The organism is Psychrobacter sp. UBA3068, from assembly GCF_002366815.1.
GTDB lineage: Bacteria > Pseudomonadota > Gammaproteobacteria > Pseudomonadales > Moraxellaceae > Psychrobacter > Psychrobacter namhaensis.
Map to the genome: position 1 here is coordinate 1 of NZ_DFBY01000041.1, position 26,515 is coordinate 26,515.

24 protein-coding genes and 2 tRNA genes are annotated in these 26,515 nt (G+C 45.4%); 4 read left to right on the forward strand and 22 right to left on the reverse strand.

The window, feature by feature from the left end; all coding sequences use genetic code 11:
- On the reverse strand, window positions 1-285 hold a 285-nt coding region (locus B2P60_RS09310; protein ID WP_286740954.1), incomplete at its 3' end, for a helix-turn-helix domain-containing protein.
- A 396-nt stretch (window positions 286-681) separates the two neighbouring features.
- On the opposite strand from B2P60_RS09310, the gene B2P60_RS09315 reads away from it, so the two are divergent.
- A tRNA-Val gene (locus tag B2P60_RS09315) sits at window positions 682-757 on the forward strand.
- Between the two features lie 38 nt (window positions 758-795).
- Window positions 796-872, forward strand: a tRNA-Asp gene (locus tag B2P60_RS09320).
- Between the two features lie 155 nt (window positions 873-1,027).
- Here the strand turns inward: B2P60_RS09320 and modB are convergent.
- From modB to surE, 12 genes are all read right to left on the reverse strand, one after another.
- A complete protein-coding gene (gene modB / locus B2P60_RS09325; RefSeq protein ID WP_193006132.1) occupies window positions 1,028-1,735 on the reverse strand; it encodes a molybdate ABC transporter permease subunit in 708 nt (235 codons plus the stop codon).
- Window positions 1,736-1,779: 44 nt separating this feature from the next.
- Window positions 1,780-2,655 carry a molybdate ABC transporter substrate-binding protein gene (modA, locus tag B2P60_RS09330; protein ID WP_286740964.1) on the reverse strand — a complete coding sequence of 292 codons (876 nt, stop codon included), beginning with the start codon at window positions 2,653-2,655 and terminating at the stop codon, window positions 1,780-1,782.
- On the reverse strand, window positions 2,621-3,112 hold the full coding sequence (locus B2P60_RS09335) for a molybdenum cofactor biosynthesis protein MoaE (RefSeq protein ID WP_201547793.1): 492 nt from the start codon (window positions 3,110-3,112) through the stop codon (window positions 2,621-2,623). Before B2P60_RS09335 ends, modA begins: the two co-directional genes overlap by 35 nt.
- Window positions 3,113-3,300: 188 nt before the next feature.
- Window positions 3,301-3,582 (reverse strand): MoaD/ThiS family protein, encoded by a 282-nt coding sequence (locus B2P60_RS09340; RefSeq protein WP_286740967.1) that lies wholly within the window; start codon window positions 3,580-3,582, stop codon window positions 3,301-3,303.
- Between the two features lie 75 nt (window positions 3,583-3,657).
- Complete coding sequence (gene moaC / locus B2P60_RS09345) at window positions 3,658-4,179, reverse strand: cyclic pyranopterin monophosphate synthase MoaC (RefSeq protein ID WP_286740969.1); 522 nt, start codon at window positions 4,177-4,179, stop codon at window positions 3,658-3,660.
- Window positions 4,180-4,202: 23 nt separating this feature from the next.
- Complete coding sequence (gene mobA / locus B2P60_RS09350; RefSeq protein WP_286740970.1) at window positions 4,203-4,907, reverse strand: molybdenum cofactor guanylyltransferase; 705 nt, start codon at window positions 4,905-4,907, stop codon at window positions 4,203-4,205.
- The gene (gene moaB, locus B2P60_RS09355) at window positions 4,900-5,430 is read right to left on the reverse strand and encodes a molybdenum cofactor biosynthesis protein B (protein WP_201547772.1); all 531 of its coding nucleotides are present in this window, start codon (window positions 5,428-5,430) and stop codon (window positions 4,900-4,902) included. The genes mobA and moaB overlap by 8 nt, the downstream gene beginning before the upstream one ends.
- Before the next feature lie 93 nt (window positions 5,431-5,523).
- Window positions 5,524-6,624: a GTP 3',8-cyclase MoaA gene (gene moaA / locus B2P60_RS09360; protein WP_349678347.1), complete on the reverse strand. Its 1,101-nt coding sequence runs from the start codon at window positions 6,622-6,624 to the stop codon at window positions 5,524-5,526.
- A gap of 132 nt (window positions 6,625-6,756) precedes the next feature.
- Window positions 6,757-8,052 (reverse strand): gephyrin-like molybdotransferase Glp, encoded by a 1,296-nt coding sequence (glp, locus tag B2P60_RS09365; RefSeq protein ID WP_286740973.1) that lies wholly within the window; start codon window positions 8,050-8,052, stop codon window positions 6,757-6,759.
- A 383-nt stretch (window positions 8,053-8,435) separates the two neighbouring features.
- Entirely contained in the window at window positions 8,436-9,740 is a 1,305-nt protein-coding gene (locus tag B2P60_RS09370; RefSeq protein ID WP_286740975.1) for a lytic murein transglycosylase, read from the reverse strand.
- Between the two features lie 50 nt (window positions 9,741-9,790).
- A complete protein-coding gene (locus tag B2P60_RS09375; protein ID WP_286740977.1) occupies window positions 9,791-10,597 on the reverse strand; it encodes a peptidoglycan DD-metalloendopeptidase family protein in 807 nt (268 codons plus the stop codon).
- 171 nt (window positions 10,598-10,768) lie between these two features.
- Complete coding sequence (gene surE, locus B2P60_RS09380; protein ID WP_230709566.1) at window positions 10,769-11,647, reverse strand: 5'/3'-nucleotidase SurE; 879 nt, start codon at window positions 11,645-11,647, stop codon at window positions 10,769-10,771.
- Window positions 11,648-12,208: 561 nt separating this feature from the next.
- On the opposite strand from surE, the gene B2P60_RS09385 reads away from it, so the two are divergent.
- Window positions 12,209-12,571, forward strand: a complete 363-nt coding sequence (locus tag B2P60_RS09385; protein ID WP_226949549.1) for an MCR_0457 family protein — start codon at window positions 12,209-12,211, stop codon at window positions 12,569-12,571.
- A 500-nt stretch (window positions 12,572-13,071) separates the two neighbouring features.
- Window positions 13,072-14,238, forward strand: coding sequence for a D-alanyl-D-alanine carboxypeptidase family protein (locus tag B2P60_RS09390; protein WP_286740981.1), 1,167 nt, complete (start codon window positions 13,072-13,074; stop codon window positions 14,236-14,238).
- Between the two features lie 243 nt (window positions 14,239-14,481).
- Here the strand turns inward: B2P60_RS09390 and B2P60_RS09395 are convergent, their stop codons facing one another.
- The 9 genes from B2P60_RS09395 to rlmN all read right to left on the reverse strand — a co-directional run bounded on the left by B2P60_RS09395 (window position 14,482) and on the right by rlmN (window position 26,379).
- A complete protein-coding gene (locus tag B2P60_RS09395; protein ID WP_286740982.1) occupies window positions 14,482-16,419 on the reverse strand; it encodes a sensor histidine kinase in 1,938 nt (645 codons plus the stop codon).
- Between the two features lie 195 nt (window positions 16,420-16,614).
- Window positions 16,615-18,048 carry a ribosome biogenesis GTPase Der gene (gene der / locus B2P60_RS09400; protein WP_193006613.1) on the reverse strand — a complete coding sequence of 478 codons (1,434 nt, stop codon included), beginning with the start codon at window positions 18,046-18,048 and terminating at the stop codon, window positions 16,615-16,617.
- Window positions 18,049-18,388: 340 nt separating this feature from the next.
- Complete coding sequence (gene bamB / locus B2P60_RS09405) at window positions 18,389-19,597, reverse strand: outer membrane protein assembly factor BamB (RefSeq protein ID WP_286740983.1); 1,209 nt, start codon at window positions 19,595-19,597, stop codon at window positions 18,389-18,391.
- Between the two features lie 85 nt (window positions 19,598-19,682).
- Window positions 19,683-20,480 carry a YfgM family protein gene (locus B2P60_RS09410; RefSeq protein ID WP_286740987.1) on the reverse strand — a complete coding sequence of 266 codons (798 nt, stop codon included), beginning with the start codon at window positions 20,478-20,480 and terminating at the stop codon, window positions 19,683-19,685.
- A gap of 96 nt (window positions 20,481-20,576) precedes the next feature.
- Window positions 20,577-21,866, reverse strand: a complete 1,290-nt coding sequence (hisS, locus tag B2P60_RS09415; protein WP_286740988.1) for a histidine--tRNA ligase — start codon at window positions 21,864-21,866, stop codon at window positions 20,577-20,579.
- 141 nt (window positions 21,867-22,007) lie between these two features.
- Window positions 22,008-23,126, reverse strand: a complete 1,119-nt coding sequence (gene ispG, locus B2P60_RS09420) for a flavodoxin-dependent (E)-4-hydroxy-3-methylbut-2-enyl-diphosphate synthase (RefSeq protein WP_193006609.1) — start codon at window positions 23,124-23,126, stop codon at window positions 22,008-22,010.
- A gap of 63 nt (window positions 23,127-23,189) precedes the next feature.
- The gene (locus tag B2P60_RS09425) at window positions 23,190-24,005 is read right to left on the reverse strand and encodes a helix-turn-helix domain-containing protein (protein ID WP_286740990.1); all 816 of its coding nucleotides are present in this window, start codon (window positions 24,003-24,005) and stop codon (window positions 23,190-23,192) included.
- The gene (pilW, locus tag B2P60_RS09430; RefSeq protein ID WP_286740991.1) at window positions 24,002-24,937 is read right to left on the reverse strand and encodes a type IV pilus biogenesis/stability protein PilW; all 936 of its coding nucleotides are present in this window, start codon (window positions 24,935-24,937) and stop codon (window positions 24,002-24,004) included. Before pilW ends, B2P60_RS09425 begins: the two co-directional genes overlap by 4 nt.
- 212 nt (window positions 24,938-25,149) lie before the next feature.
- Entirely contained in the window at window positions 25,150-26,379 is a 1,230-nt protein-coding gene (rlmN, locus tag B2P60_RS09435; protein WP_286740992.1) for a 23S rRNA (adenine(2503)-C(2))-methyltransferase RlmN, read from the reverse strand.
- Window positions 26,380-26,515: the final 136 nt, after the last annotated feature.

Here is a 26,515-nt window from a genome sequence, read left to right on the forward strand (position 1 = left end):
GTCAAAGAATCGTGACCAAGCCGAGGCAAGATCGCGTACCTTTTGTTGTAAGGACACGGCATTTGAGCTTGTTTTTAAGAACTCAAAATCAGGGTTGTTCTTTAAGCCAATGATTTTATTAACGAGGTTGGTGGCATTGATAAACTCATTTTTAGCAAACATCTCAAGCGATATTGCCAGCAAGTGATTCCAAACAAAACGCGCAGAGCCGACAAGATTATTTAGAATAATCTCCTGCTCTATAGTAGGCTCAAGCCTAAATTTGTACGCTTTGTTAATTTTCATAAACATCAATTCATTTTACTGATTTTAATGTGATTTCTAAAGTTTATTATAGCTTGTTTCAGTATATAGTTTTTATGAATATATAATAAACACTAGGCAAAATTCACCGCCACCCTAATGTCGGCTGGCGTCCTCTTTCGCGGTTTTGATAGCTTTTTGCCACCAAACGATAGCTAACTGTGATACGAATTTGTATAGCAGTCACCCTAAGCAACTGACGCAAGTTACTGTAAACAATAAGATTAAAAATATATTTTTAATTATTTACTAAAATTTTTAAAATACTATTTGACAGCCAACTGTAAATCTATATAATACACACCCACAGCAACGGAGCTTAGTGACAAACTTAAGAGCTCAGTTGATGTTGAATAAATTGCATAGCAATTATTCGAAGGGTGATTAGCTCAGTTGGTAGAGCGTCTGCCTTACACGCAGAATGTCGGCGGTTCGAATCCGTCATCACCCACCACTTCTTAGCGAGTGGGTAAATAAGCTAAGACGACCTAAGCAGCGGTAGTTCAGTTGGTTAGAATACCGGCCTGTCACGCCGGGGGTCGCGGGTTCGAGTCCCGTCCGCTGCGCCATATTTAAAACGAATTTAGACTATTAAGTTTAAGCAAGTTTCGCCTCAAACATTAGATTGTTTGGGGTTTTTTTGTGTCTGTAGAATCGTATAATTTGTATTAAACCTCCTAGTAAAAACTATAAAGTAAAGAGTATTGAAAATTTGTTAAACACTTTAGCTTGATGAACGCTGACTCATTCGACTGACGCTCGCAATCAGGGCAACCATGATGACACCCATAATAATGAGAAGGCCTGACATCATGTGCGCCGCCTCGTAGTTCAGCGCTTCAACTTGCTCATATATCGCAATCGACACCACCTTAGTCTCACCTGAGATACTACCGCCTATCATAAGTACAACGCCAAACTCACCAATAGTATGAGCAAAGCTAATCAAACTGCCCAGTACAATACCCACCCGCGCTTGCGGTAAGACCACCCTTATAAAACGCCTCAAATAGCTGGGCTCTAATAAATGAGCAACATCCATGACGTTTCGAGGAATACGCAAAAACTGAGCATACACAGGCTGGATATAAAAAGGTAATGAGTAAATAATCGAGCCGATAACAAGCCCTTCAAAAGTAAAAATCAACGAGCTCATGTTGTGCTCGTTAAGCCACTGACCAATGCCCATGCTGGGACTTAGCAATAACAAAAGATAAAAGCCTATGACCGTAGGAGGCAAAACAAGGGGCATGGCAATAGTGCCCATGAGCAAAACTTTAAGACGTGCCCCAACTTGCGTACGGCTGGGCTTAGCAAGCCAATACGCTACAGGGGTGGCAAACAATAATAGGCATAAGGTGGTAATACTAGCAAGCTTGATGCTTACCCAAAATGGACTTAGCATATCTGACATAAGAGCCTGATCTATCATAATGTCACTGCTCGTTCCATTGGTAGAATTTATATGGGATTTAACTATTGAATACTCAAATACCCTGCTTGCACAAAGTGTTGTCTACCTGCCGTCGAGCGTAGATAATCGGTAAAGGCCACCGCACCGGCTTGGTCACTGATCACAATGCCGTCTTGCAAGATAGCTGGATAAGACGCTGGCGGTAAGGTCATAAACTGCTCAGGCGTGGCCTTAATCGCCGTCAACTGTGATTGAGCCACCAACCCATAATCAACACTGCCCGTATGCGCATACTGAAACGCTTGACCAATGTTTTCAGCTTTTATCACACGTTTTTGCTCAGTCAGGTCGTCATAGAGGTTTTGTGCTTGTAAATATGCTTGCGCAGATGCCCCATAAGGCGCCAGCTTAGGATTGGCAATGGTTATTTTGCTATGAGGGCTGCTCATTAATAAGTCGTTTAACGTGGTAGGATCAAACCCTTCTAAAGACTGAGTCACACTATACAGCGCCAATTGACCTTGCGCATAAGTAAACGGTCGATAGAGCACACTGCTTTTCTCAGAGGTACTGACTGGCCTGTCTGCCGCAAGCTTAGCAGGAAATGCTTGATTGGCAGACAAAAACACATCATAAGGGGCACCCGCTTTAATTTGCGCATACAGCTTCCCTGAGGATGCATAAGTCACGTCCACCTGTTGCCCAGCACCGTTGTTATCTGCCTGATAGTCATCAATAATATCTGGCAACACATCAGACAAGTTGGCCGCCGCCGCGATACGAAGCGTTTGGGTTTGCTCAGATGATTTGGTAGTAGAGACTGTATTAGTGCTACTCTCTGGCGTGCAAGCGCTTACCGCTAACAGTAAACAAATAAATGTGGTAGACACAGCTACCGTGAGCTTACCCATTATTGCTGAGCCACTTAGAGGGCTCATCCTCATAATACTCTTGCTTCCACACAGGAATGTCCGCCTTAACCGTATCGAGTATCCAGCGGCACGCATCAAAGGCGGGATAACGATGGGCTGATACCACACCCACCCATATGGCCACATCGCCAATGTCTAACGCACCGATACGGTGTATGGCAATGGCATGCGTAATCTCAAAGCGTTTTTTGGCCTCTTCTATAATAGCGCGACCTTGATTGAGGGCTAAGTCTTCATAACCGTAGTAGGTCAAGCGCTCAACGCTGGTGGCATTGTTATGATTGCGGACGCGTCCCTCAAAGCACACGAATGCCCCGCAGCTGTCATCATCGAGGGTGTCTTTTAGACGCTTCTCATCAATGGCGATGTCTAATAGGGCAAAACCATCCCGTTCAGCAACTGCATATGCTTCGTCAACGCTACGTTTGATGGTCATGGCATGGCTATGGACGTTGTCTGTCATTTTCTCTCTCTATTGTTGTTTCTGATACATGGCGCTTTTTATCGTTGATTCACTTTAAAAATACCAGTAGTACTGGGATGAATTTTTCGTAGCCTCTGTCTGCAACGGCACAGCAAGCGAGAAAAATTTATCCCAGTCGCATAAAACTTTCTATTTATTGATTATGTTGGTACTAATTGTATTAAACACTAACCACCCGCGACTGGGGTGATAAATACCACGCTATCACCATCAGTAATAGGATCTGTCCACTTAGCGAAGTAGTCATTCACGGCCACCCGGAGCTCTGACTGCGAACGGCTAAAACGGTGCTTTTGGCAAAGCTGTTCATACAGTTCAGTCAAGGAGGTTGACGGTGGTACGGTGACGCGCTCTTGTTGGCAATTGGCTTCATCCGCAAGGCTGGCGAAATATAAAACATTAATATGCATCGCGGCTTCGGTGTTTGTGTCGACAGCGCTGGTACTCATAAACCCTTCCTTCTTACAAGCTGCTCAGCTTGATGTTCATCATGTGTTGAATCGATAAAACGACCATTTATGGCGTTATGTGTGTTTATAATCTGATTTGCCACCTGTCTTTTTTACTAGGTGAATGTCATCAATGACGATGTCATGCGATAAGGCTTTGGTCATGTCATAGATGGTCAAGCAGGCAACGCTGACGGCGGTTAAGGCTTCCATCTCAACCCCTGTCTTGTGTGTGACTTTGACAATGGCACTGACGGTTATGCTGCTTAGGGCATCATTATAATCAAAGGTTAAGCCAATCTTATCTAATGGCAGGGGGTGGCAAAGTGGAATCAAGTCATGGGTGCGCTTGGCGGCCATGATGCCGGCAATGTGGGCAGTTTGGGTGATGCTGCCCTTTTTGGTCATGCCGTCAGCGGCTTTGATTTGCTGATATATCTCGCGAGGAAAGCGGACGTGCCCGACAGCAGTAGCCTCGCGCGTGGTGGCACGCTTGCCACTGACGTCGACCATGCTGATGTCGCCTGTACTGTCTAGGTGCGATAGGGATGGTTGACTGTTTTTTTGGCTATTGTTTTTTTGGCTATCCATACTCATCTATATTCTCTTAACAAATATTTTTATAAATCGTCTAAAGCCGCGCAAGCATGCGTAAACTCTGTCGGCGTATTAAAATTGGTTAAGTGCCGCCAATCGTTTAAAAATCGCACCGTTTGGACCACGGGTTTGATAAACGGCATGACTCTACGATGACCACTATCAATATACGCCTGTAAATCGGCTTCAATACTGACGCGATAAATGCCCAACAGCGGATATAAATGATCCTCATCTGTTAAGCAAATCACTTGTTTGTCTGCAGCATGTACTATGGATGACTGCAGTTTTTGCCACAAATCGGCCGCTGGTATTAAGCTATCACAGCTCATAACCAGCAGCCATGACGATTGTAACAACCACTTAGTTTCTGATGCCGCGGCGTTATTCAGCTTTACCAATCTTTGCAAAGCAGACTCAATCGCAACCAATGCCCCACCTGTAGCAATCTTTCCGTCGCTATTGGTAGAACCGTAATCAGAAATGAAAGAAACTGGTGACTGCGGCTTGTGCAAGGCGAGCGCTGAGCTGACGTTAAAGCCACGCTCATTGTCTGCAATCATAATGGGCACATTCAAATGCAATGAATGCCGCACATGATAGTCCAGCACCTGCTCACCTGTCGGCAGCGTGAGCCCAGCTTTGGGTGTCCCCATGCGCCTAGATGCGCCGCCCGCTAATATAACCACACCTGCCAAGCCATCTAGATGATTAGAGGGGTCAGTCATGACTTGGATTGGTACGCAAGAAATGCGGTACAAAGTTACAAGGACGCGTACGGCTATCAAACTGATCTTTTAAGATCTTTGTCCAACCAGTACGGCAAGCACCAGATGAACCAGGTAAGCAGAATATACCCGTACCATTTGCCATACCAGCCACGGCCCGCGATTGTACGGTTGACATCCCAATCTCATCTTTTGAGAGTAAACGGAACATCTCCCCAAAGCCATCAATCGATTTATCGAACAAGACATTCACCGCCTCTGGCATGCTGTCTCGAATATAGAATCCTGTCCCGCCCGTCGTGATCACGGCATGAACGCTTGGGTCTGCAATCCAGCCACTAATCACCGCTCTAATCTGATAGATATCGTCGGTAATCAGCTGGCGGTCTGCGAGATGATGTCCCGCCTCCGTTAAGCTGTCTGCTAAATATTGTCCTGAGGTATCTTCTGCGAGCGTACGACTGTCAGAAACCGTTAGAACGGCGATATTTAAGGGGGTAAATTTTGCAGCGGGCTTACTCATAAGTATTCCTTGATAGCGTTAATAGGTAATAATTAAAGTGTAATGATAATGAATCTTTTATGCTTAAAAAAAGCAGCCTATCAATCAGCCCGTCTAACCGCCAATGATTGACAGATTGTGCATGATGCCACTGTTTGAATCATGGAGGTGATGGTGCTCCGGTTTGATCGGCATAAAGCTGTGTAAGGTACCAACCAACCCTGCGATATCATTCTGCTGTAGATGCTGACGAATATCGTAATTGCCTTGATCAAATAGGCACAAATGCACTTTGCCTTGACTACTGACCCGCAGACGATTGCAAGTATCACAAAAATGCGCGGCATACGGTGCAATCATACCAATGCGGCCGACATAGTTTGGATGACTATACTCTACTGCCGGACCGTCAGCGCTGCCCCGCTGATGGGGCTGCCAGCCGTGCTCTAATAGATAGTCAATGATGATGTCAGACTGCGCATGCTGAGCAAAGAATAAGTCGCTATTATCACTGGTCTGCATAAATTCAATAAAACGATAAGTAACCGCTCTGTCTTTGACATAGTCGATGGCTTGCACAAGGTTTTCAAAAGCCGTTTCTGCCATCAAAATACTGTTTATTTTAAGTTTAATATCTGTGGTTGCAAGCAATGTATCCATGTCTGCGAGCAGTTGCGGCAACGTGTTAAAACCTGTCATTTTATAAAAGGTTGCGGCATCAAAACTGTCCATGCTGATATTCAGCTGATCCAATCCGGCGGCTTGCCAACTGGCCAAATGCTTGCCAAGCTTGTAGCCATTGCTGGTCATGGCAACGGTTTCGATGCCCTTCGTTTGTTTGATGGTTTTAATAATCTCGACCACGTCACGGCGTATAGAGGGTTCGCCGCCCGTGATTCTGACCTTTTTAGTGCCTACTTGGGCGAAGCCGCGTACCAATGTGGCAATCTCAGACACGCTTAATTCATCATCAGGACGCTTGCCTTGATAGCCGTTGGGTAGACAGTATTCACAGCGAAAGTTACAAAAATCGGTAATAGACAACCGCAGATAAGTGAGACGACGGGCAAATCCGTCTGTCAAAGGCCGATAGGATTCATCCGCTTGATCGGCAGGCGCACCTATCATCATTGGTCTATACCCATCGATGATAGGGGACGCGGAGGTAGGCGAGTACCATTGGGCGTTGTCTATTTCAAAGTTAGTATCACTCATATTTTATTGCCACCAGTATTGCTTGTCATCAGCACTACTTTATTATTCGCATTTAGCATAAATTTGTCAGATTGTTTTGCCATTTTCCTTTAGCTTTTTTATCCTTCTTTAGAGCCACCAGCAAATGATAAATTAAGCGTATAGCCAAGGAAAAGGTTGTACCGTGACCATCGTGTTTGCTGACACATTACCACTGTCTTTATCCAAAACAACAAAGCAGTTCGCACGGCTCAATTGTTTGATTCTATGCGATTGTTGGCTTGAAAAACACTCCACTTGGTAACTGCCTACGTCATTTTGTGACAAAAATCCACGCTGAAAGTCTTTGCGACCGGCCATTTTTCTGACGTCATTGGTCAGGGTGGCTTTGACACTCAGCTGCATAGGCTGCTCTTGTATCGAAGCACCTGACATCTGCCACAATGCTGGTATCACAAACTGTAGAGCGCCAACGACTGTGGACAAAGGATTGCCAGGCAAGCCAAAATACAATACAGGTCTAGCCAGATCTTTGTTTAATTCACCAAACACAAAAGGCTTGCCAGGTTTCATCGCCACTTTATAGTGGTTAATCTGTCCCAATTGTTGAATGACAGTAGTTAAAAAGTCATAGTCACCAACCGAGACACCAGCAGTAGAGACAAGCACATCACACTCTTGCATGGCCTCATGGACAGCGGCCGTCGTCTGTTCTAGATTGTCGGGAACAATGCCATAATCACGAATATCAATGGGTAAATCTGACAGCAAGCTTTTAAGCGTTGGGGTATTGGAGTTATATATTTGCGCCAAGCTTTCAAGCGCATGACCAACGGCAACGAGTTCATCGCCCGTCGCCAATAGGCCTACAGTCAGTGGTTTGAACACCTTAACTTTATCGATACCCAAATTTGCCAGTAGGCTGATATCAGTAGGATTCAGTCGTTTGCCTACTGTTAACACCGCTTCACCCAACTTAATTTCTTCACCTTGTTTGCGTATATTATTATCAAGCTGAGCACTTTGTGTCAGCGTTATGGTGTAAGGTTGTGACTTATCAAGCGTCTCTCTTATCTCAGCAAAGTTGGTATTTTCTTGCATGATAACGGTATCACAGCTATTTGGCACCACTGCCCCAGTAAAAATACGAACGCCTTGTCCCTCTGTGAGCTTACCTGTATAAGCACTGCCAGCTTGCGACTCTCCAATGATTTCAATCGTACTGTCTTTTGCTAGAGTACTACCTTGAGCAATCGCATAACCATCCATCGCTGATAGATTTTGTCTCGGTACGTCAAAGGGCGAGACGATATCTTCTGCCAGTATGTGATTACGACTGTCTATCAAATCGTAGATAGCGACTGCTCTTTTACTTAGCGGATGGTCGTTAGTATTGTAAGTGTCTATGCGCTGCTTGATGGCAGACTGCAATGCTTCCATGGTAATCATAAGGGGTCACCCTGTTAGTCGTTCTTATTATTTATATGGTAAAAACACGTTATCAAGAGTTTATCATTCACCGTCACACTTTTCTTGTCCCAATATCAGTTTTTGCAAGTTTGACACAGCCAAATACGTTGCTAAGACTGGTGTGTATTAACAATTGTTGTAGCAACCATAACCAGTCTAGGTCATGTCAATACCGTCGTTTGTACCCGAACGGTAAGCTTTATAAAAAAACCTGTCCTAGAGTAAAGCAAAAAAGCACCCTAATAAGGTGCTTTTTTGTTGTACTTATAAGGTCATAGTTTTAATGCTAGCGCTTTAAAAACTCGCTGAAAAAAGCCGTTTTTAAAACAGTTGTTACTAAAAAGTAGTGCCAGCAATCCACTTTACCATGAGGCTAAAGAGGCGGCGCTACGCTGCGTAATAAAGCCATCTGGTGTCTGTCCGTTATCTGCTTGCCAGCGCTGGAATGCTTTGCGAGTGTTAGTACCAACGATACCGTCAGCCCCTTTCGTGTCGTAACCCATACCCGTCAAACGCTGCTGCAAATTGCGTACTTGCGTCGTTGATAACGGACGCTCATAGCGCGGCCACGATTTTTGCAAGCCCCCTTGTCCAGCAAGTGCCTTGCCCAGTAAGCTCACCCCTAGCGCATAACTTGAAGAGTTGTTATAAACCTTGATGACATCAAAATTTGGACTCAATAGGAGTAATGGACCATCTTTACCAGCCGGCAGCCATAGCTCCATCTCTGTGTTAGCATCCAAGTGTACATCGGCTATCGTATCCACACCCATCGCCGCCCATCTAGCCGCAGGTTGCTTACTGCCCACCACTGAATAATCAAAAGAGGTAGGCACCGTCACCTCATAAAACGGTGCTAGACCACGAACCCAACCTGAGTTACTCAGATAATTGGCAGTAGAAGCCAAAGCATCAGCCGTTGCCCACGGATTGCGATGACCATTGCCATCGCCATCCACGCCTTGTTTGAGCCAAGTGTCAGGGATAAACTGCGTCTGCCCCATTCCACCTGCCCAAGAGCCATCAAGCTGTGACCAAGATACATCGCCACGTTGCAACAATGTCGCTAATGATAATAATTGAGTTTCAGCAAACTCTTGACGGCGACCGTCATAAGCAAGGCTCGCAAGTGAGCTTGGTATACTACTGTTACCAGTCACCGCCCCGTATGAAGACTCCATGCCCCATATCGCAGCGATAATTTCTGCATTGACACCATACTGTGACTCTAATTGCGATAAAAACGCTCGTTGCTCGGCAAACTTACGCTTACCCGTGCTAACTCGACCGTCTGATACGGCAGAGTCGACATACTCCCACGGCATTTTAGAAAACTCTGGCTGTCCTGAGTCAAGTGAGATGACCTGTTGATTCAAATAAGCCAAATCAAGCAGACGCCGAACCGTCGCCGCATCATGACCTGAAGAAATGGCTCGCATAGAAAAGTCTGACTTCCAATCAGAGAAACTGCTATAGCTTGGCTTTGCAACAGGCTGCGGCTTAATGACTGGCTGCGGTGTTGGCTTCACTTGAATGGTTTGAGTCTGGGTGATCTGAACGTTGCCTTGACGCACAGGCTTGCTCGTTTTTTGCATTGCCTGTTGGCTCGTACACCCAACCATCACTAAGGCTGGAAAAAGGGCAATGTATTGTTTTTTTAACATCATAAGAAGTCTCAGGTATGAATAAGTAACGTGGCTTAGATATTACAGCAAACTTAACGCCCCAATACCGCACGTGGGTCAATAGGATTGCCATTTAAGCGCACTTGAAACTCCAACCCTACTTGATTGGTTTGACCACTGCTACCCATATCGGCAATACGCTGACCTCGTTGTACGGCATCCCCTTCTTTGACGAGGAGCTGACTGTTATGTGCATAGGCCGTGATATAGTTATCACTATGGCGAATCATAATGAGATTGCCGTACTCTGGCAAGCCATTACCCGAGTAAAGCACCGTTCCAGATTGGCTGGCAACCACTGGATCGCCGACATTACCAGCAAACCACATGCCCATGGTGCCAGCGGCGGCATCAAAATTGCGGGTTACTTGATTGCGACTTGGATAGTCATAACCTGAGGTTGCGTTGGCTGTGACTTCATACACGGGACTTGGTGAGCTATTATTGGTCGTGTTTGTCACAGGGGATGTGTACGTCGGCTGTGAGACAGTCGGTGTAGAGGCGCCGTAGCGATTATTATTGGCTGGCGCGGCTTGTCCTTGCCACAGCTTAAGCCATTGACCACTATAAATCGTATACTTACTGTCTAAACGATTGAGTGCCCCAATTTGGCGATAATTGAGACGATAACGCTCAGCAATTTGACTGACCGTATCACCGCGCTGTACACGATGATAGTTAGGAACCCCTTGAGCATTGGTGATAATTTTTGGACCAGCTTGGTTGGCTGACTGATAAGTTGGCTTCGTTGCACAGCCGACCATCGTTAACGTTGCTGCTGTCATGGTGCCAATCAATGCCACTGTTGCAAAGCGCGATCCAGCAATAAGCTTCTTCATACAAGATTTCCTATTCTTTATGTTACTCACAAACTCCTTGTGTTACTCACAAGCACTTTGCTAACTGTTATACCGTTTAGTATTGGATAAGTACCATCAAAACACCTGATGGAAACGATTTTCTTTCATTTTTTGCTACCAATAATTCGCCTTACCTCCAACATCACTCCTTTACAAAGCTAACTTGGAGAGCTTCTCCAGCGTGGCTGCTGGCGTATGATGCAATCTTACTGGCGATAGACTAATATAACCTGCTGCTACCGCTTGGTTATCCGTCATGTCCATGGTTAATGGGCGAGCTTCTGTTGAGGCTGTTTGTTGAGACAGCACTGTTTGAGAAACCACGCTTTGCCCTAATGATGACTCATTATCACCATCTGCAGATAACTCATATGGACGCTTGCGCAAAGACAACCAATACGCATCGCGCCCGCGTGGGTCGACTACATGGTGTACAGGACGTGCAATCTGACTGTGCCCTAAAGCGGTTATCTTTCGACCTTTAATCTCACAGGCATTATCAACATCAGGAATATTAACGTTTAATACGTGATAGGGCAAATTTTTACAAGTATCTAATATCGGTGTTTCGACCAATAATTTAACAATCTCATCGGCCGCTATTTTATAGTGACTGGCCTGCTCTTGCCCGCCGCCTTTGGCTCCCCCGCCCACCAGTGAGGTTGCCATAGCCGGTATGCCAAAAAGTTGCGCTGTTAATGCTGCACCAAAAGTGCCAGAAAATAAAACGTCTTGCCCAAGATTGGCCCCTGAGTTAATACCAGTAATCACAAAATCAAAACGGGTGTGACGATACAGCTCATGTAACGCTAAGTAAATACAGTCAGCAGGTGAGCCGTTCACTGCTACAAAGCCAGAGGTTAGTTTGTGAGTGTACAATGGCATTGAGACACTCAAAGCGCTGGCACAGCCACTCTGCTCATTATTGGGCGCAACCACCGTCACCTCTCCAACAGTAGACAACGCCTGATACAGTGCCAACAAACCTGGCGCATACACCCCATCATCATTACTAATCAAAAATCTCATTTCTGCTCAATATCTCATCAATGACCGTCTGTCCACTTATGCACTTTATCATTGTAAAGTTGCTATAATCAGACCCGCAAATGGTGGCTACCCTGGTGAATGTTACCTTGCTTGGTATAGCAAAGTTATAAAATCTTATGGGACCACCATAATGGTGGAGGATTATATCCTAATCATACGCTGACACGAAGTCAGACCGTTACTCAGAGCTCGTTTCACCTTTAGTTGTACTGCGCCCTTTGTCCGCCTCATTATTACCGCCGTAACGCAAAAAAGCGTGGCAACACGTTACAATAGGCAACAACCTACAACAATATAAACTTATATTTTTATGCTGTCGTAACTTATGAGTCTATGCTACTGATATGTTGCTAAAAAACGGCTTTGGCTCACAAGATATCTACACATAAATCAATATTTTATGTGACTTTTGTTTTCTGACCTATTAACATATCACCATTAAATAAAGATAAGCGAGTGTAATGCTGAATGAAAAATCAATCGATATTATCTATAGCTTCTGTGATAGCAAAGACTGCATCAAAGGTGGGTGTTGCAGGATTGATAACATCTGTTGCCATGTTGTCTCAAGCATCCTTTGCAGCGAATAAGCCCGCGACCACCATTCCTCTCGACATGTCTGGTATCAATATAACCAAACATGAAATTGCAGTGATGCAGGTGCTGTCAGAAATATGTCCACCGATGCTGAATGGCAAACAAAAACAGCGCTTTTATAAGTCTTATACCGTGCAGCTTCATGAATTGATGCCGTCTTTAGAAGACCCAAAAGCGGCGATTCAATATCTATCAACCCAGCAAGATTATCGCCAAATATTACAAGGTATTCGTAGCTGGACGATGGGATTCTCAAAACAAGAGAACAAAGCGTTATGCGAAGATTTAGCAAATGCTGAGTACTAGTTAGTAAGGTTTTATGAAGATGTCTCAAAAATAAGACTTAAAACCACGACGCGATCTGTTCTGAAAAAATAAGCTGTTTTGGAAAAATAAGTTCTTCCTGTACAAGTTATCTCTGTAGAAAATTTAAGCATGTTTGTTAAATTTTTACCCTATAAAAGCTTGCTGTCAGCCTGTCCAAAACAGGGGATGCAGCAAGCTTTTTTTACGGCATACAGATAGCTCAGTCGCAATACTGGGCAAATCCTAATATAAGCAACCGTTTGCTCATCACCACTGTTTCTTTTTAATTCGGCCCTTTTTTGCATTTATCGATTCCCCATCGGTTGGCATTTTGCTAAGATAAGGCGTTAATTTTATGTCTGTTGCTTCGTCCTCCCTACCCTCATTAGTGCGTTATTATTAAACCCGGTGTTTAAGACATCCTGTTTAAATGAGAACAAGGTGTAGTACTAGGCACAAGCGATAGATACATTTGGTTTCATGATGCGGTGTAACGATATATGACAGTAAAGCGTGTAAAAAACCAGCTGGTCCAGCTGGTCGTTGGTGTGAGTATCTCAGTGAGCGCAGTGATGGCAAACGCAGCCATACAGCCGCCTGAAATGGACAATACCGCCTATGTATTGATGGACTACAATACGGGTGAAATTTTGGCGCAAAAGAACGCCAATGAATCGCTACCGCCAGCGTCCCTAACGAAAATGATGACCAGTTACATCATTGAGCAGCGCTTAGCATCGGGTGACCTCAAAGAAGACGATCAAGTACTCATGAGTCCAAATGCTTGGTGCCGTGGCAGTAGCAGCCAATCTTGTATGTATGTTCCAGTGAATAAAACTGCCAGCGTCATCGATATGCTGCGCGGTATCATCATTCAGTCTGGTAATGATGCTTCAAAAGCGATGGCTGAGCACATCGCTGGTAGCGAAGCGTCATTTGCCATATTGATGAATGAGCAAGCCGAAAAGCTGGGTATGGATAACACGCATTTTGTCAATTCTACCGGCATGCCTGATGAAGGACACGAAGCTTCCGCCTTAGATTTGGCGAAGCTTGCCCGCGCTATCATTAAAAACAGCGGTGACTACTATGGCATCTATGCAGAAAAAGAGTTTACTTATAACGGTATCACCCAAGGAAACCGTAACGCCCTACTCGCAACCGATCCTACCGTTGATGGTCTAAAAACAGGCCATACTGATGCGGCTGGCTATTGCTTGGTGGCATCGAGTAATCGTGATGATATGCGCTTGATTTCTGTAATCATGGGAACAGAAAGCCAGCAAGCGCGTGCTGATCAATCACGTGAACTTCTCAACTGGGGCTTTGGTCATTTTACGACCGTGACCAAAGCACCTGCTGGACAATTTGTCAGTAAAATTCCAGTATGGTTTGGGGAGGCCGATGAAGTCGAGCTAGTAACTGGTGATAATTTACAAATTCTGACCAGTAAGACGCAAAAAAATAAGATCACTACGGTGGTGGATATCCCTGAGAGCTTAGAAGCCCCCATCAAAAAAGGTCAAGAAGTTGGCAAAATGATGGCAGTCATTGACGGTAAAGCTGTTGCCTCTGTTCCTATTGTCGCGACTAGTGACATCGAACAATCAGGCTTTATGAGCCGTACGTGGCAACGCATTGTACGCTGGGCACAAAACTTGTTTTAAAAAAGTCCTTGTGACATAGCTTGTCTTGAAAAGACGCCTAATTTTTAGGCGTCTTTTTTTGTCTGGGTAACCCTCTCCTAGTGTTTATTTGCTATTCGCTCCAGTCTGTTCACTAGTAGGCTAGGCTAAGTAACAGTGATAAAAATATTATTGGTAAAAGTAATATTCATAAAAGTAACAACAGCAAAGTTGACCGTCTTTTTAGGAGTGATGTTTTTAGGTACGACGTTTTTAGAAATGACGCTACGTCCATACCAACCAGCGTTTTAGCAAGTCGCTGAGCGCCTTATCCTTATAGGTAGCACTGTAACAGCAATCAATACCAGCTGCTTTTAAACCATGCTCAAAACTGTCTACATATCGCGCTTGATGCGGTGGATACCAGTACACTAATAAAGCACGGCGCTCACGTTCAGAGTGGCGAATACGCCTGGCTAAGGACTCCGCTTTACTTGGAGACACGTCCTCAGCAAACATGACCATATCAATCTTCTCCAGCCTTATATCATCGATAACCAGCTGCTCATGCTGCCGGTAGATAACAGTGGCCCCTAACCGCTCTAGCTCATTCGCTAAAACCCCCGTTTCTTGATAGTAATAATAAACAGTCGTCAGGCCGGCTAGTAGCGGCTGCTGCCGCGACTGATGTTGATTGGGCATTGCGATGGTCAGGATAAACTGGGTCCCCACGCCTGGCGCACTATCAACGTCTATCGTAGCCCCTATAAGCTGAGTCATTTGTTTGACTACAGGTAGGCCGACCCCGGACCCTTCATATTGACGAGTTTTTGATGAATCCACTTGAAAAAATGGATTAAAAATATCATCGATGTGATGACTGTCGATACCAATCCCTGTGTCCTCCACACTGATTTGCCAACGATTGCTTTTATCAAAATGCGTCAGTTGCGAGGTCACGGTCACCTGACCTGCTGAGGTAAATTTAATCGCGTTACCAAGTAGGATCGATAGTATCTGGTGGATTTTTTCCGCATCACCTTCGAGGTTGTAGTCTATGTGATGGATGCGACTGATTAACGCCAGTCCTTTTTTCTGAGCAAGAGGCTCAAACTCTGTCAAAAGATCTGCGATCAATTGTAAGGGGTTAAATTCACTGACATTGATACTCATCTGACCTTTTTGTATTTGATTCAACTGAATAATGTGGTCAAGCGATGACACCAACTTATCACTACCGTTACTGATGATTTGAACCGCGTCTCTTTGCTCCCTACTTAGGGTGTCATGATCTAGTAGCTGCAAACCGCCCACAATGGCATTTAGCGAGGTTTTCAGCTCGTGGGTTATCATACTTTGAAAATTGTGCAGCTGTACATCCAGCGCGATGTCTTTTTTGTGTAGCTCCTGCTCAAAAACCGCAAGCGCCGCATAGTCTTGTTTGGCTTTTTGTAAACGACTAAATAACGCAATAAAGGTCTGCTTAATCTGCATCAACTCTTGAAAGCCGAATTTCTGCGGGATAACTGGCAATTGCTCAAGATCTGGGGTTTTGATGACCATGTCACACACATCAGTCAAAGCCTCTATGTCTCTTACAGGCCAACTAAGTTTGCGCAAAATGTATAAACCCACAAGAATCGTTAGTATCGTCGCAATAAGCCACAATAACAGGTTGTTTCGGAGCCACTGTAAACGCAGTGTATTCACATCCAAAGTAATATTAATATAACCCACTAACGTGCTATTTTTAATTTTTCCAGCAGTATCTGCTGATCCTTGCATAGGGTTTGATAAAGGGATAGCGGACTGCTGGTTGGCGGTTAGTGTATTAAGGTCACGATCACCATCGATGTAATTGCTGATGACTGGATAGTTAAAACTGACCGTGTCCGTAAACAAGGCATTCTTCCAATCAGCTCTTGTCTGATTAATGTCATCAATGGGCTGCGGTGTAGAATAAAATACAATGCTTTGAATACTGGGTTCGTTCTCTAACAAAAAGGTCACTTGCTCAGCCACCAAATCCGCATCTTCTGCTGTCGATGCGCTGGTAGCCAACAATGCGGCTAGGTGTTGGACGTGGGTACGCTTCTCTTTATAGTGCTGTAATAAACCATAAATAAAAGACAATAAGAAACCTGCCAAGACAGCCAAGACGATGGCCTGCGCGACAGAGCGCCAGATAAGCACAGAGATGGTTTTAGGCGAACGGTTGTTCATAGCACTCAACCGAGTTAAGACACTTGTTATCTATACTACAGGTATTTTAGGAAAGTGGTAAGGGGGATAATCAGGTATTTGCCTATCAGTTTTATCACAATCAAACAGATATGCTACTGGTATCATACTACCTTTACTTTATCGCGCTCACAGCACGATAAAGTAAATAAGGAGTCAGACAGCTTAGGATATGCCCTAGCGTTTACGAGGTTTTTTATCTTTATCTTTTGTGGTAAATTTCTGTGCTCGATTACGCTCACGTTGACGCAATTGTTGCGTCTTCGCCTTGGTTGGCGTGTCGCTTTTATTGGCGTATGGGTTGTCATTTTGTTTAAAGATAACGTTAAGCGGCGTGCCTTCAAGCTTGAATACCTGACGGAACTGGTTTTCAAGATAGCGCTGATAGCTCTTAGGCAACGCGCTGGTTTGATTACCATGAATCACGATCACTGGTGGATTGTGGCCACCAATATGAGCATAGCGCAATTTAATACGGCGTCCAGCAACGGTTGGTGGCGGGTTGGCTGTGACTGCATCTTGCAGAATTTGGGTCAAACGATTGGTTGACACCTCAAACATGGACGACTTATAAGCGCGCAAGATAGATGGGTATAGATTACCAACGCCCGTACCGTGTAACGCTGATATCAGATGCACTTTTACATAAGGGATAAAGCTAAAACGACGATCCATTTCAAGCTTGATGTAATCTCTTTGATCTGGCGTTAAACCATCCCATTTGTTAATCGCCACTACCAAGGCGCGACCGGCATCAAGGGCGTAGCCAATCATGTGCAAATCTTGATCAACAATGCCTTCGTGAGCATCAATCACAATAACCGTTACGTTAGAATCTTCGATCGCTTGCAAGGTTTTGATGACCGAGAATTTTTCTACCTTTTCATCGATTTTACCACGGCGACGTACACCAGCTGTATCGATCAACACATAGTCTTTACCATCGCGCTGATACGGGATATAAATACTGTCACGCGTGGTACCAGGCATATCAAAAACCACCACTCGATCTTCGCCCAACAGACGATTGACCAGTGTCGATTTGCCAACGTTTGGACGGCCAATGATGGCAAGCTTTAAGCCTCTTGGTTCTACCACATTCTCTTGCGCAGGCATATCAGCGGTCAATACTTCCAGCAGATTGCCCACACCGCGACCGTGACTGGCCGCCATTGGGTACGGCTCACCCAGCCCTAACGCATAAAACTCAGCAGGCGCCGCATCGTGGACACCATCGACTTTATTGGCAACGACATAGACTGGCTTACCAAGGGTGTGCAAAAACTTACCAATTTCGGCATCAGCGCCAATCATACCGGCACGAGCATCAACGACGAACACAATAATATCCGCCTCATGAATCGCCGTATGTGATTGCTCAGACATATAATCATCAATGTTGCCGCTGCCATCGTCTGCCTCACCAATACCACCCGTATCTACCACAATGAAGGACTTGTCTTCATAGGTAGCATCGCCGTATTGACGGTCACGAGTCAGTCCTGACAAATCAGCAACCAATGCCTGCCGACTTTTTGTGAACTGATTAAATAAGGTGGATTTACCGACGTTTGGACGACCAATTAAGGCGACCACAGGCTTGATACTCATGGGTTACTCTCAGTGAAAGGCACAATGACGGACAGAACAGTTACTCCTATAAACACGGTAGTGAATATGCTGAACTTGGCCGAAAATTTAAATGAATGATAAAAAACGATTGTAAAAATAATAATGGGTAATCTTACGATTAGCAAATAGTCTATGTGATAATGCCTACCGCATATCGGTCGCATAGAGTACGCGAAAGCCTGTATATAAACAAGCAATTTACACAAGGCAGTAAACGCTGACCAAGCAGCGTTTACACTTTATAAAGCCATAACCAATCGGCGGGCTAAATAATAGCGAGGAACTACCCGCTATCAAACCCAAGGCTGATCGGTAAAAATTAGCGTGCCAACTGCCAAATAGCCACTTGTCCTGAGGTGCTTTGGGTCATCAAACGGCTACCTTGGACTTGCAAGCTATTTAAGGCGCCTTCGGTCTGTACGCGGCTGACGATTTTTCCACTAGCAGGATCAAACAAGTGCACCACACCATCAAGATCACCCACGGCAATGTAATTACCAATCATCACAGGGTTGGTTAGATGACGATAAGCCAACTCTTCACTTTCCCACAGTGTCTCGCCACTGGTACGGTCATAAGCCACCACTTTACCCTCTAAGCTTGTAGCAATCACTTGTTGGTTGTTGACCGCAAGCGCTTTTAAACTGGCAAGCTCGTTGACGAACATCACTTGACGCGAGGCTAAATCGATACCGAGTAACTGACCGCTATAACTGATGGCAAACAGCTGGTTGTTATCCACGATAGGCATGCCATCGACATCACTCATGCGCTCAACTTCACTACTACCCGTACCGATACCAACGCGTCTTGACCACTGTGGTAGACCATTATCGGTTGTCACGGCATGCAAACGGCCATCGGCAGTCGCTAATAGCGCCGTGTTACTATCTAATAATACGGGCGCCGCACTGCCACGCACACTGATCGCTGGAACTTGTGTGGCAAACTGCCATACAGACTGTCCAGTTTGTAGCGACAAACCATGCAAAAAGCCATCATTAGCCGATAGAATCACACGGTTATTGGTAATAAGCGCGGGTGTCAAAACCGAACCTGACATCTGTTGTTGCCAGCGTTTGTCGCCAGTAGCACTATCAAATGCCATTATTTGACCACCGCGAGTACTGACAATGGCGGTTTGGCTGAGCGCATCTACAGCAACACCGCCTGTAATTTGATCGCCGACATTGATTGACCACACACGTTCGCCAGCACTATTAAAGCCTGTCAAATCACCACCGCGCGATGCAGTCACGATTTCTCCATTGGCATAACCAACTTGCAGATCTAACGGATCTTTTTTGCTGGCTTTTTTATTACCGACATCCGTGCTAAAAATGGGCTGTAGCACACTAATAGGCTCAGCAATCTGTACCAGTTTTACCGGATCATTGACCACTGGTTTGATACCGCGATTACACCCAATCACCGCAGTGCTCATTACTGCCAAAACGGCCACATGCATAACTGTCTTTTTGATGATTGTAGCGTTTAAGGTTTTGCTAGAGCGAATAGATTGAGTCATTATAGGTTCTCACTACAAATAAATTATTAATTATTAGATAAAACGCTAGCACTATTATTAGGCAATAACGCTTATTACTATACAATTACTGTGTAACCTCAGAGGTAGTGCCTTCTACAGCGCCTGCTTCTGCTAGTGGCTGCGCAGGAGTGGGAGACGCTTGAATAAGGCGGGCTTGCTCCTCAATAGGCTCAGGCATACTACCCAAACTCTCCATCTTTAACGCCAATACGGCACGCGTTTCTTGACGGCTGCGTAATAGCTCCCAAGCATTGTTATACGACTGAATCGCTGCGTCTTTATTGCCTTGTGCCAAATAAATATCTCCTAGCAACTCTTGTTGGCTGGCTTCAAACGAGCTTGGGATATCATTATTGGCTGCTGCTAATGCAGCCTCTGTATCGCCAGCAGCCAATAAGGTGGTCGCATAACGCAGACGAGTAATTGCCTTCAGACCTGCATCGCCTAAATCGATTTCTAGGGCTTTTTTAAGGGTCTCACTTGCCGCCGTAAACTCATCATTATCCACTTGCTGCCGCGCTTTGATCATGAGTGCTTGCCAAGCGTAAATGGATTCCCCATGTTGGATTACTAACGCATCAATGTCTTTATTCAATTGTGTACGGCTCTGTACAAGTGCCTCTTGTGCCTCTGTCTCTAAATCTGGATTTTGCGAGGCCAAACTGACTTCTTCATTCAACCGCTGGATATCTGCATAGTGATCGGCCGCCACCGTATCTACCCGCGCATGGTTATCCTGCCAATAGGTCCACCCAAAGTAAGCTGCCAGCGCCAATAAAATTGCAGTGACAATATAGCTGCCATATTGCTTTAACGCTTGCATTGAGTTGTCTGCATTCGGCGAATTAGGTGTCAGAGCCATATATATTTACCTGATAAAATTGTTATTAAATTGCTGCTAGAATCAAAACCGATGGTCTATTGGCTGAGATGACGTTCACGTGGTAAAGGACGATCATCAGTTGCGAGAAAAATTCTCTTGATCCGAGAGCCAATCTTGCGCAACGGTCTGCTGCTCACCTGTCTGCATGTCTTTCACGCTAATGGTATTATCATCAAGCTCTTGCTGGGCGATAATGACGGTCAATGCAGCGCCTGACTTATCCGCTTTTTTCATTTGTGCTTTTAGGCTGGTGGCACTCGCCATTTTGACCCGTACATCTGGGCGACTATAACGCAAGTTTTGCGCATAACCAATACCCGCGCTATACACCTCGGGATGAGCAACCACGAAGACATCACAAGCTGGCACCTCTGCAATTGGCGCGACCGCCTCCATCAGCAATAATAAACGCTCAAGGCCCATGGCAAAACCAACGGCAGGCTCAGATTTTACCGGCTTATTACCATCTGTACCGATGGACTTCAATTGCCCAACCAGACCATCATAACGGCCACCTGCACAAACCGTGGCTTGGCTACCAAGTTTGTCGGTGACCCACTCAAAGACGGTTTTATTATAATAATCAAGTCCACGGACCAGATGGGGATTGATCTCAAAGTCGATACCAAGCGCGGTCAAATAAGTTTGCACTTGCTCAAAGTGTGCCATGCTTTCTGTACCCAAAAAGTCAGCAAGCTTTGGGGCATCTGCCAATATCGCTTGTGTGCTCGCCTCTTTACTATCCAAAATACGTAGCGGATTGGTCGTTAAGCGGCGTTTGCTGTCTTCGTCCAGCTGGTCTTTTTTATCGGTTAAATAAGTCACTAAGGCTTCACGATACGCGTGACGCTCATCGAGCTCACCTAGACTGTTCAATTGCAGACGCATCTCATCTTGTAGACCCAATGCTTGCCACATCAGATGGGTCATGGCAATCAGCTCGGCATCTGCATCAGGTAGCGCACTACCGAAGCTCTCGACACCCAGTTGATGAAACTGACGATAACGCCCTTTTTGCGGACGCTCATAACGAAACATTGGACCGATGTACCATAGTTTGGGTGTATCACCGCGCAGCAAATTGTGCTCGATCACCGCGCGCACAGCGCCTGCCGTACCTTCAGGACGCAGCGCCAATGGCGTTGGTGGCTCAGATTTATCGGTGAAGCTGTACATCTCTTTTTCGACGATGTCCGTAGCCCCGCCGATAGCACGCGCAAATAAGTCGGTTTGCTCAACGATCGGCAAGCGAATATGTTCATAGCCGTATCTGCCGAGCACATCAGCCAAAATCGCCTCTAAACGCAACCACTTTGCCGACTGCTCTGGCAAAATATCATTAAACCCTTTAATCGCTTTAATCATGGTACGGTCGTATCCTTAAAATGTTTAACAGGTCTCTCTATTATTGTTGTTTTTGCTCATCATGTGATTGAGCATTACTTTTATACAGACAGCGAATCAGTATGGCCGCTTTTATGCTAAGGCGGCACGTTATATGACGACTTATTTGACGCGAATAATCTCATTTTCACGTTTTTTGGCCAAATCTTCTGCATGGGCACGTACCATGCCTTCTATTTCATCGACTAAATTATTAGTATCAATCAAATGGCTTTTTTCACCCATTCGGTACACCAATGACTTCGGCGCGGCACCAACGATGCCAATGTCTGACTCTTTCGCTTCACCAGGCCCATTTACCTTACAGCCAATCACTGACAAATTCATTGGCTCACGGATGTCTTCTAAACGTGACTCTAACGCTGTCATTACTTTAATGACGTCAAATTCTTGACGTGAGCAGCTTGGGCAAGCGATAAAATTAACGCCATTGGAGCGAATATTTAGCGATTTTAGAATATCAAAGCCAATTTTGATTTCTTCTTCAGGCTCTGCGGCAAGCGAAATGCGAATTGTATCGCCAATACCATCCAGTAATAAACCACCCAGTGCAATGGCCGACTTTACGGCACCCGTACGGTAAACACCTGCTTCAGTGACACCCAAATGCAAGGGATTATCAATTTGTGCTGATATCAGGCGATAAGCATCTAGCGTCAAAAACACATTACTGGCTTTGACGGAAACCTTATATTGGTCAAAATTTAAGCGCTCTAGAATATCAATATGGCGCATTGCCGACTCAAGCATCGCCTCGCCTGTAGGCTCTTTGTATTTACGCTGGATGTCTTTTTCTAAGGAGCCGGCGTTGACACCGATCCGAATAGGGATATTGTAATGTTTGGCACAAGCAACCACTTCCCGTACTTTGGCATCACTACCGATGTTACCTGGATTGATACGCAAGCAATCTGCCCCTGCCTCGGCAACCGCTAAGGCAATCTTATGATCAAAATGCACGTCGGCTATTAAGGGCACGCTGACCCGCTTACGAATTTCACCAAACGCTTTGACGGTATCCATGGTTGGCGTCGAGACCCGCATCAAATCAGCGCCTGCTTCTACGCAGCGCTCTATTTGCGCGACAGTTGCTGCCACATCACAGGTATCTGTATTGGTCATACTTTGGACACTAATCGGCGCATCACCACCAATCGCGACATCACCGACATAGATTTTTTTGGTAAGACGACGGTTAATAGGCGCTGACGACGTTGACATAGACAAACCCTTCAATTGGAGCGAGAAAAACGGAAACAAAACACACTTTTATGACCTTTAGAGTCAAGGCGCCAACTCAAAATTGGCTTGCTCATCAGTGGCATAAGCCTCTAAAGCGACCGCTTCTTGGTTAAGCATTAAACTGACATTATCGACATTATCAATTTGTACATTAAACGGCGGCATACCTGACAATTCATAGTCACCAGCGGTTTGAGTCCCACTGATTAGACTGCTACCAGAGGCATCAGTAATATTGACGGTCGCGGTATCAGTGAGCGTGACGTTTAAAGAAGCCGTGCTGGCACTAGCCTCACCGCCCAAATTTAGAGCAGAGCCAGAGGCACCAATACCAGTCGCGTCATCAATAGCAGCACCCTGAGCTTGCTCTGTCGCTGATATGTCTTCGACTACGGTTATCGATTCAGCACTGTTTTCTTTGCTGGCGTTACTCACCATACGAAACAAGAATATCGCTAAAATAATGACGCCAATGACTGCGATGATCAGTAACGGATTAAAACGAATACGATTGTGAGTATCGCGCTGTAATGTGCCCATCGGGCGCAGCGGCGTATCGGTACTATTCAACGATTTGGCTTTGAGCTCATTGGGGTAAGCGGCATCAAAACTGTTCGCGATTTTTGCAGAGTCCAATCCCAAATATTTGGCATAGTTAATCGCAAAACCACGAGCAAACGCTGCTTGCGGTAAATCAGCAAAATTTTCATTTTCAAGCGCTTGTAAATGGCGCTTTAAAATAAACAACTCGGCGGCCGCCTCTTCTAAACTGACCTGCTTATTTTTACGGGCTTGCTGCAACATGGCACCAAATGATCCCTGAGCGTTAGATTGAGTGTTTGATGATGGGGTGGTCATTTCCATGGTGCCTCTGGATTGTTAAGCCAAGTCTTAAGTTGTTTTGCTTCATCACTTAAGGGGTAAGTAGATAAAAGCTGCTGTGCCAATTGCTGGCGCGTTGTTAGGTTATTTTGCGCGGCCGCAAGTTTGATACCTTGTAAAAGCAGACGCGGGCTAATGCCCTGCCCTTGTATCAGTATCAACGTTTCATCATAAAGTCTCTGCGCCTGCGGTACACGCTGCTGCTCTAGCAATAAATCCACCAATTCGATATGAGCGATAAGGCTATTGCGATTGCCATCGAGTGCCCGCAAAAACGCTTTAGCAGCTGCGCTACGATCACCTAGCTGCAGATAAGTACGCCCTAAGTTCTCTAACGCACCGATACGGCCTTCATAACCTAATGCGGCCCCCGCAATCTCAAACTGCTCTGCCGCCTCACGATAGCGCTTCATCTGTGATAAATAAACGCCGTAGTTATTGTGGGCCTGCTCAAAGTCTTTATCAAGCGCGATCGCTTTTTTAAAATATTGATCGGCCTTTTCAAGATTGATTCGACTGCCTTCTTGCTGCAGCAAAACGCCCATCATATCATAGGCTGGCGCGTAACGGCTATCAGCAGCAAAGGCTTTTTCAAGCTGCCGCTGGGCCGTATCGAGCTCATTTTTGCGGATATATTGCGCGGCCAGTGAGGTTCGCACGCGGGCGATTTCTTGTTGATCCAAGTTACGATTGTCACTTGGCCGCGTGGACGTCTGATAAGGCGCGCTACCTATCAACTCATTGGTTGGCGTGCTCTGACAGCCAGTCAGCAGCAAACCGGACAGCGCCGTTATTAGCAGCACACCCTTTGCTGTGGTTACTTGGTTGGTCGCTACCCTGAACTGCTTATAAAATCTAAAAAATGGTTTTTGATATTTGAGCTGACAAGAATTGTTAGAAGTCATCATAGCCGCCATCATAAAACTGTGATTCAATGCGTTCGATCCTCGAGCCAACAGTTTAATGGATTTAGCCCCCATAAGTACAATTTAGTTGTCATTAATTGCGCTGTTCATCAATACTGGCCATTATGGCTACATTTTCATTACCATTGCGACAGATAAAAGACAGCTAACGCTAAACGCTGGGCAATTTGTTTGCGGTTCATACACCTATCGAACTATACACTTTCACGGTCTTTGATGCTTTGTTGCCAAGCCGCTGAGCGTCTGGTGCGATCAGCCACTTGCCCAACCAACTGACCACAAGCGGCATCAATGTCGTCACCGCGCGTTTGACGAATGGTACAAACAAAACCTGCCCCGCTTAAGATATTGCTAAACGCATGAATGCGGTTATTGCTTGATTTATCATAGGGGGCATGCGGAAACGGATTAAATGGGATCAGGTTGATTTTGCTTGGTAAGCCTTCTAATAACGCCACTAGCTGCTGGGCATGCTCATTGCTGTCATTGACGCCATCAAGCATCACATATTCAATCGTCACATGTTTTTTATGACGCGGATTGACGTCATAAACGTAGTTTTTTGCAGCGGCAATCAGCTCAGCCAACGGATACTTTTTATTAATGGGCACCAGTTCATTACGTAGCTCATCGTTTGGCGCATGCAATGAGATGGCCAATGCCACGTCGAGGTCTTGCGCCAGCTGATACATTTTTGGCACAACGCCTGACGTCGATAAGGTCACGCGGCGCTTTGACAATCCGTAAGCATGATCGCTGAGCATGATCTCCATTGAGCCAACCACTGGCTTATAGTTTAACAGCGGTTCACCCATGCCCATCATCACCACATTGGTGACGTTATTTTCCCATAGGCTATGGTCAACGTTTTCCAAACTTTCATTCTCATCCGTCATATAGGAAGCGTTGGCCACCCATAGCTGTCCGATAATCTCAGCGGCGCTCAAATCACGCTCAAACCCTTGCTTACCCGTACTACAAAAGCTACAGTCCAGCGCGCAGCCAACTTGTGACGACACACACAAGGTTTTACGGCCATTTAGCTTACTATCATCCGCTGGTATCAATACCGTCTCAACCAGTGAGCCACCAGTGACTTCAAATACCCATTTACGCGTGCCATCATCACTGTACTGACGATGGATTACTTTTGGCGGCACCACACAAGCATTGGCTGACAATTTATCACGCAAGGACTTACTCAGGTTGGTCATTTTTTCAAAATCCGTCACACCGTGCTGATATATCCACTTGATGACCTGAGTAGCACGAAAAGGCTTTTCGCCAATACTTTTAAAGTAATCAGCCAGTTGCGCTTGCGTCATCCCCAATAAGTTGGTCTTTGCGTGTGCCTCATCTACTAACTTAATGCTGTCAGTAAGTTTAGTCGGTACGTGCTGAGTGGGTGTTTGTACAGTTGACATAATAGGTAACCTTTTTGCATAAGCGGTGCAATTATTGATATGAGCTATGAGTGTTGTCACACATACGTAATACGTGAGTGCATGAGCAATCCGTTATAAGCGCAGACTTTATTGATTTATCCAGTGACTGGGAAAA